The organism is Pseudomonas sp. LBUM1660 (assembly GCF_059695935.1).
In genome coordinates this window covers 6408108-6415699 of sequence record NZ_CP166795.1, presented here as the reverse complement: position 1 = coordinate 6415699, position 7592 = coordinate 6408108, and the positions used below count along the sequence as shown (strand labels likewise).

The 7592-nt window shown below is 55.5% G+C and carries 7 protein-coding genes; all 7 read left to right on the top strand.

Annotated features, from left to right (window positions below):
- Nucleotides 1-566: 566 nt before the first annotated feature.
- The 7 genes from rpmH to rsmG all read left to right on the top strand — a co-directional run bounded on the left by rpmH (nt 567) and on the right by rsmG (nt 7585).
- The gene (gene rpmH / locus ACA068_RS29765) at nt 567-701 is read left to right on the top strand and encodes a 50S ribosomal protein L34 (RefSeq protein ID WP_003213577.1); all 135 of its coding nucleotides are present in this window, start codon (nt 567-569) and stop codon (nt 699-701) included.
- A 16-nt stretch (nt 702-717) separates the two neighbouring features.
- A complete protein-coding gene (gene rnpA, locus ACA068_RS29760) occupies nt 718-1119 on the top strand; it encodes a ribonuclease P protein component (RefSeq protein ID WP_497310686.1) in 402 nt (133 codons plus the stop codon).
- A complete protein-coding gene (gene yidD, locus ACA068_RS29755; RefSeq protein WP_010465488.1) occupies nt 1112-1357 on the top strand; it encodes a membrane protein insertion efficiency factor YidD in 246 nt (81 codons plus the stop codon). Before rnpA ends, yidD begins: the two co-directional genes overlap by 8 nt.
- A 2-nt stretch (nt 1358-1359) precedes the next feature.
- Nucleotides 1360-3045: a membrane protein insertase YidC gene (gene yidC, locus ACA068_RS29750; RefSeq protein ID WP_497306677.1), complete on the top strand. Its 1686-nt coding sequence runs from the start codon at nt 1360-1362 to the stop codon at nt 3043-3045.
- Nucleotides 3046-3124: 79 nt separating this feature from the next.
- Nucleotides 3125-4495: a tRNA uridine-5-carboxymethylaminomethyl(34) synthesis GTPase MnmE gene (gene mnmE, locus ACA068_RS29745; RefSeq protein ID WP_497306675.1), complete on the top strand. Its 1371-nt coding sequence runs from the start codon at nt 3125-3127 to the stop codon at nt 4493-4495.
- A 550-nt stretch (nt 4496-5045) separates the two neighbouring features.
- On the top strand, nt 5046-6944 hold the full coding sequence (mnmG, locus tag ACA068_RS29740; RefSeq protein WP_497306673.1) for a tRNA uridine-5-carboxymethylaminomethyl(34) synthesis enzyme MnmG: 1899 nt from the start codon (nt 5046-5048) through the stop codon (nt 6942-6944).
- A complete protein-coding gene (gene rsmG, locus ACA068_RS29735; RefSeq protein ID WP_102594524.1) occupies nt 6941-7585 on the top strand; it encodes a 16S rRNA (guanine(527)-N(7))-methyltransferase RsmG in 645 nt (214 codons plus the stop codon). The genes mnmG and rsmG overlap by 4 nt, the downstream gene beginning before the upstream one ends.
- Nucleotides 7586-7592: the final 7 nt, after the last annotated feature.

Sequence of the window (7592 nt, the reverse complement as noted above, 5' to 3'; positions counted from 1 at the left end):
GGATATCCCCTAAGTTGAAAGCCGGTGAGGCAAAAACAAGCGGCCATTGTAGCGGCCAGACGCCCACTTATCCACATGCAGGTTGCGCACAGGCCATGAATTATCAACGCGTTAACCGCCAAAAAGGCGACCAATGGTATGTGCATAAGCTCTGTGGATAACCACCCATGAGGGCACTGGACAAGTGGGGGCGAAACTCGGTGGATAACCTGCCTGTGGATAAATGCCCCTTTCACACACAGCTTATCCGACAGTGCAGCACAGGCTGCCCCCTGTTTTCCACTGTAGTTGTCATTCTCTGTACAGCACGAGATAGAAGGGCTAAAGGTAGTTATCCACAGATGATCACGTCCCTAGCTTTTATAAGCTTTACAGAAAAGCTTTAAATAACTTCCTTCTTTATTTCTATATCTAGCGAAGACCTGCGGACGAGAAAACGCCTGCAGATCTATTTATAAGGAAACGCTGGTTGGAAATTGACCTAGAGGCTTGCTTTCTCTAGAATCCCCGGTCTCTTAAAACGGGGGCCATTCCGGCCCGTTGTGGACGAACCAGGTAACACGACAATGAAACGTACTTTCCAACCAAGCACTATCAAACGCGCTCGTACCCACGGTTTCCGTGCTCGCATGGCTACCAAGAACGGTCGCGCCGTCCTGTCGCGTCGTCGCGCCAAAGGTCGTGCGCGTCTGGCAGTTTGATAATCCGGCACTGGAGGTGAGTCAGGACTTCAGTCGGGAAAAGCGTCTGCTTACTCCCCGGCATTTCAAGGCAGTCTTTGACTCCCCTACCGGCAAGGTTCCGGGGAAAAATCTCCTGCTCCTTGCGCGCAACAACGATCTCGATCACCCCCGTCTCGGGCTGGTAATCGGGAAAAAGAGCGTAAAGCTCTCCGTCGAGCGCAATCGCCTCAAACGTCTGATGCGCGAATCGTTTCGCCTGAACCAGGATTCACTGGTCGGATGGGACATCGTTATCGTCGCGCGCAAAGGTTTGGGTGACGTAGAAAACCCCGAATTGATTCAGCATTTCGGCAAGCTCTGGAAGCGTCTGGCACGTAGCAAGCCGGTACCAGAAGTCAAAACCGAAACTGTAGGGGTAGACAGTCCCGATGCGTAAACTGGCACTCGTTCCGATCCAGTTTTATCGCTATGCCATTAGTCCCCTGATGGCCAGTCACTGTCGTTTCTACCCCAGTTGTTCCTGCTACGCGTATGAAGCCATAGAAAATCATGGCCTTCTGCGCGGTGGCTGGCTGACCTTTCGTCGTTTAGGTCGCTGTCATCCGTGGAATCCCGGTGGTTATGACCCGGTTCCACCTATCCCTACCTCCCGTTCTTCTTCGATGGCCGAGTAATCATGGATATCAAACGCACGATCCTGATCGTCGCCCTGGCAATCGTGTCCTACGTTATGGTTCTTAAATGGAACCAGGACTATGGCCAGGCTGCCCTGCCGACTCAGAATGTTGCTTCCAGTACTACCGCACCGGGCCTACCGGACACGGCGACTGGCAATAATGCTTCTGTCAGTGACGACATTCCACGCGCCGTAAGTGATACCAGTGCAACTGCACCTGCTGAAACACCAGTAGCTGTAAGCAAAGACCTCATCCAGATCAAAACGGATGTGCTCAACCTGGCTGTCGATCCACAAGGTGGCGATGTCGCCCAGCTGACGCTGCCGCTGTATCCACGTCGCCAGGACCATCCGGAAATTCCATTCCAGCTGTTCGATAATGGCAACGAGCGGACTTATCTGGCCCAGAGCGGTTTGATCGGTACCGACGGTCCGGACGCAAGTCCAGCCGGTCGCCCGGTTTACTCCTCGGAGAAGAAGATTTACCAGTTGGCTGACGGTCAGGACCAATTGGTCGTGGACCTCAAGTTCAGCAAGGACGGCGTCAACTACATCAAGCGTTTCACCGTGAAACGTGGCCTGTATGACGTAACCGTTTCCTACCTGATCGACAACGAAAGCGCCAAGCCTTGGTCGGGCGCGATGTTCGCCCAGCTGAAGCGTGACGCCAGCTCCGATCCTTCTTCCAGCACTGCCACCGGCACAGCGACTTACCTGGGCGCCGCCCTGTGGACAAGTAACGAGCCGTACAAGAAAGTGTCGATGGGTGACATGGACAAGGCCTCGCTGAAAGAAACCGTTCAAGGTGGCTGGGTCGCCTGGTTGCAGCACTACTTCGTGACCGCGTGGATTCCGGCCAAGGGCGAAAACAACGTCGTCCAGACCCGTAAAGACAGCAAAGGCAACTACATCATCGGCTACACCGCTCCGGCAGTGACCGTTGCACCAGGTGCAAAAGCTGAAGTCAGCGCTGTTCTGTACGCCGGTCCAAAAAGCCAGGCCGTGCTGAAAGAGTTGTCCCCAGGTCTGGAATTGACCGTCGACTACGGCATTTTGTGGTTCATTGCCCAGCCAATCTTCTGGCTGCTGCAACATATCCACGCGCTGATCGGTAACTGGGGCTGGTCGATCATCTTCCTGACCATGCTGATCAAGGGGATTTTCTTCCCGCTGTCGGCTGCCAGCTACAAATCCATGGCGCGCATGCGTGCAGTGGCACCGAAACTGGCTGCGCTGAAAGAGCAACATGGCGATGACCGGCAGAAAATGTCGCAGGCCATGATGGAGCTGTACAAGAAAGAGAAGATCAATCCGCTGGGTGGTTGCTTGCCAATCCTCGTGCAGATGCCGGTTTTCCTTTCGCTGTACTGGGTTCTGCTGGAAAGCGTTGAAATGCGCCAAGCGCCGTTCATGCTGTGGATTACTGACCTGTCGATCAAGGATCCGTTCTTCATTCTGCCGATCATCATGGGTGCAACCATGTTCATCCAGCAGCAGCTGAACCCGACTCCTCCGGACCCGATGCAGGCCAAGGTGATGAAGTTGATGCCAATCATCTTCACCTTCTTCTTCCTGTGGTTCCCGGCAGGTCTGGTGCTGTACTGGGTAGTGAACAACTGCCTGTCGATCGCCCAACAGTGGTACATCACTCGTAAAGTCGAAGCAGCTACTAAAGCAGCTGCCTGATTTACACTGTGGATAACCACTCAAAACGCCCCCTAGTGGGGCGTTTTGCTATCTGTCACTTTTGTCTGGATAACGGTTTATGAGCGTTCCTCGTGAAACCATCGCCGCCGTCGCCACCGCTCAAGGTCGCGGCGGTGTGGGCATCGTCCGTATTTCCGGGCCGCTGGCGAGTGTTGCGGCCAAGGCCTTCAGCGGTCGTGAACTCAAGCCGCGATTCGCCCACTACGGCCCGTTCCTCAGTGAAAACGATGAGGTGCTGGATCAAGGTATCGCCCTGTATTTTCCCGGCCCGAACTCATTCACCGGTGAAGATGTGCTGGAACTACAGGGCCATGGCGGTCCTATAGTTCTGGATATGCTGCTCAAGCGTTGCCTGGAACTGGGCTGTCGGTTGGCCCGGCCGGGTGAGTTCAGCGAGCGCGCGTTCCTCAATGACAAACTCGACCTGGCTCAGGCCGAGGCCATCGCTGATTTGATCGAGGCGAGTTCTGCACAGGCTGCACGAAATGCCCTGCGTTCCTTGCAGGGCGCATTCTCCGAGCGTGTGCATAACCTCACCGAGCAATTGATTGGCCTGCGCATCTATGTCGAAGCGGCAATCGACTTCCCTGAAGAAGAAATCGACTTCCTCGCCGATGGTCACGTACTGAGCATGCTCGACAAAGTGCGTGACGAGTTATCCACCGTACTACGAGAAGCCGGGCAGGGTGCCTTGCTGCGTGACGGTATGACCGTGGTGATCGCCGGCCGGCCGAATGCTGGTAAATCCAGCCTGCTGAACGCCTTGGCCGGACGAGAAGCCGCGATCGTGACCGAGATTGCCGGCACCACCCGGGATATTCTTCGCGAACATATCCACATCGATGGCATGCCGTTGCACGTGGTCGACACTGCGGGTCTGCGGGATACCGATGACCAGGTGGAAAAAATCGGCGTCGAGCGGGCGTTGAAAGCCATCGGCGAGGCAGATCGGGTGCTGTTGGTCGTTGACGCGACGGCTCCTGAGGCACTTGATCCGTTCGCGTTATGGCCGGAGTTCCTCGAAACCCGTCCGGATCCAGCCAAAGTCACGCTGATTCGTAACAAGGCCGACCTGACGGGTGAAGCAATTGCCCTGGAAGTCAGTGAAGATGGCCATGTCACGATCAGCCTCAGTGCAAAATCCGCCGGAATGGGGCTGGAACTGCTACGCGAACATCTGAAGGCTTGCATGGGCTATGAGCAGACCTCGGAAAGCAGCTTCAGTGCACGCAGGCGTCACCTTGATGCGTTGCGACACGCCAGCGCATCCCTTGAACATGGCCGTGCGCAGTTGACCCTGGCGGGTGCTGGCGAGCTGCTAGCTGAAGATTTGCGCCAGGCTCAGCACTCTTTGGGAGAGATCACCGGCGCATTCAGCTCGGATGACCTGCTGGGACGCATTTTTTCCAGCTTCTGCATCGGTAAATAGTCCTTCCGATATTCACAGACAGGCCGTTCGCGCCTGTCTGTTCCCTCCCTTGTCTTAAATTTCCTCCAGTGCCGAGCAGATTCTTTCTGCTTGAGCGGATTTTCCGTGTGCGGGATTTGGCCGATCCGCACTTTTCTGTGGATTAAGCCCTGTGTGTAACTGCCACTAAAGGCAGTTGATAACAGGGCCTGAAAACTGAAGATAACCGCCCCTGTGGATAACCACCCCTTTCATCCACAGGCTTAAACCGGTTATCCAAGGGCCTCCTTGGTACATGACCACAGGGTTTTGAATCTCTGTACATATTGAATATAAAGGCCTGTATAGATCTATCCACAGAAAATGGTCTCAGTAGAAATAAACATAAAAACAAAGATTTAATAAATTTCTCTCTTTTTAATTTCTATAACCCCGACTTCTCCACAGCTGGTTAAATTTTGTGCAAAGGGTTCTTTAGGAAGAGCGAAGTCCCTATACTTGCCGACCAGGTCCAGAAACCTGATCTCAAACTATTCCTGATTACCTAACTGAAGCAGGCACGAGGTGCGTGGTGGATTTCCCTTCCCGTTTTGAAGTGATCGTCATCGGCGGCGGTCATGCCGGTACCGAGGCAGCACTGGCCTCAGCACGTATGGGTGCAAAAACCCTGTTGCTGACGCATAACGTGGAAACCCTCGGTGCCATGAGTTGCAACCCCGCCATTGGCGGAATCGGTAAAAGCCATCTGGTGAAAGAAATCGACGCCCTCGGCGGCGCGATGGCCATGGCTACCGACAAAGGTGGTATTCAATTTCGCGTGTTGAACAGTCGCAAAGGTCCGGCCGTACGTGCCACTCGTGCTCAGGCAGACCGGGTGCTGTACAAGGCGGCTGTCCGCGAAGCATTGGAAAACCAGCCGAACCTGTGGATATTTCAACAAGCCGCTGATGACCTGATCGTCGAACAGGAACAAGTGCGCGGTGTAGTTACCCAGATGGGTCTGCGTTTCTTCGCCGATTCCGTGGTGTTGACCACTGGCACGTTCCTCGGTGGACTTATCCACATCGGTTTGCAGAATTATTCCGGTGGTCGCGCCGGCGATCCGCCGTCAATTGCCCTGGCTCATCGACTACGTGAATTGCCACTGCGGGTCGGTCGCCTGAAAACCGGTACACCACCGCGTATCGACGGTCGTTCTGTGGATTTTTCGGTGATGACCGAGCAAGCAGGCGATACACCGATCCCGGTGATGTCGTTCATGGGTTCCAAAGAGCAACACCCGAAACAGGTGAGCTGCTGGATTACCCATACCAACGCCCGCACCCACGAAATCATTGCCGCGAACCTCGATCGTTCGCCGATGTATTCCGATGCGGGGTTGATCGAAGGCATCGGCCCGCGGTATTGCCCGTCGATCGAAGACAAGATCCACCGCTTTGCCGACAAGGATAGCCACCAGGTCTTCATCGAGCCGGAAGGTTTGACTACACACGAGCTTTATCCGAACGGGATATCCACATCCTTGCCGTTCGACGTGCAATTGCAGATCGTGCAATCGATCCGCGGCATGGAAAACGCGCACATTGTTCGTCCCGGCTACGCCATCGAATACGACTACTTCGACCCGCGTGACCTGAAGTACAGCCTCGAAACCAAAGTCATCGGCGGTCTGTTTTTTGCCGGGCAAATCAACGGCACCACCGGTTACGAAGAAGCCGGCGCCCAGGGTTTGCTGGCCGGGGCCAACGCTGCTCTGCGTGCACAGGGCAAAGATGCCTGGTGCCCGCGCCGCGACGAGGCGTATATCGGGGTGTTGGTCGACGACCTGATTACTCTCGGAACTCAAGAGCCGTACCGGATGTTCACGTCCCGTGCCGAATACCGCCTGATCCTGCGTGAAGACAACGCCGACCTGCGACTGACCGAAAAAGGTCGCGAGCTGGGTCTGGTGGATGACGCGCGTTGGGCGGCTTTCTGCAAGAAACGCGAAAGCATCGACCTCGAAGAGCAGCGCCTGAAAAGTACCTGGGTCCGCCCGGGCACTGAGCAGGGCGATGCGATTTCCGAGAAGTTCGGTACGCCGCTGACCCACGAATACAATTTGCTCAACCTGCTGAGCCGTCCGGAAATCGACTACGCTGGTCTGATCGCCGTGACCGGTGGGGGCGCGGAAGATCCACAAGTCGCCGAGCAGGTCGAAATCAAGACCAAATACGCCGGCTACATCGATCGCCAACAGGATGAAATCGCTCGTCTGCGGGCCAGCGAAGATACAAAACTGCCTGTGGATATCGATTACACAAACATTTCCGGTCTCTCCAAAGAGATCCAGAGCAAGCTCGGCGCGACCCGTCCAGAAACCTTGGGCCAGGCGTCACGTATCCCGGGCGTCACGCCGGCAGCGATTTCGCTGTTGATGATTCATTTGAAAAAACGCGGCGCGGGCCGTCAGTTGGAGCAAAGCGCTTGAGTTCGTTGGTCACCTCGCAACATGCCGAAGAGTTATCCACAGGTGCTCGCCAGCTCGGTGTCACGCTGACAGAAGCCCAGCACGCGCAGCTGCTGGGCTACCTGGCCCTGTTGATCAAATGGAACAAGGCTTACAACCTGACCGCCGTGCGCGATCCGGACGAAATGGTCTCCCGTCATCTGCTCGATAGTTTGAGCGTGATGTCGTTTGTCGAGAACGGTCGATGGTTGGACGTTGGCAGCGGCGGCGGCATGCCGGGTATTCCGTTGGCCATCCTGTTCCCAGAGTCGCAAGTGACCTGTCTGGACAGCAACGGCAAGAAAACCCGCTTCCTGACCCAGGTCAAACTCGAACTCAAACTGGATAACCTGCAAGTTATCCACAGCCGCGTCGAAGCTTTCCAGCCTGCCCAACCATTCAACGGGATCATCTCCCGGGCGTTCAGCAGCATGGAAAACTTCAGCAACTGGACTCGCCACTTGGGCGATGCCGATACACGCTGGCTGGCAATGAAGGGCGTTCATCCGGCTGATGAGCTGGTAGCATTGCCGGCAGACTTCCACCTCGATAGCGAACACGCCCTGGCCGTACCTGGTTGCCAAGGCCAACGCCATCTGCTGATACTGCGCCGCACGGCATGATTGGGAA

Excerpts from the sequence above, each read along its gene's own strand:
- rpmH (WP_003213577.1), top strand. The coding sequence starts at position 567 with ATGAAACGTACTTTCCAACCAAGCACTATCAAACGCGCTCGTACCCAC.
- yidD (WP_010465488.1), top strand. The coding sequence starts at position 1,112 with ATGCGTAAACTGGCACTCGTTCCGATCCAGTTTTATCGCTATGCCATT.
- yidC (WP_497306677.1), top strand. The coding sequence starts at position 1,360 with ATGGATATCAAACGCACGATCCTGATCGTCGCCCTGGCAATCGTGTCC.
- mnmE (WP_497306675.1), top strand. The coding sequence starts at position 3,125 with ATGAGCGTTCCTCGTGAAACCATCGCCGCCGTCGCCACCGCTCAAGGT.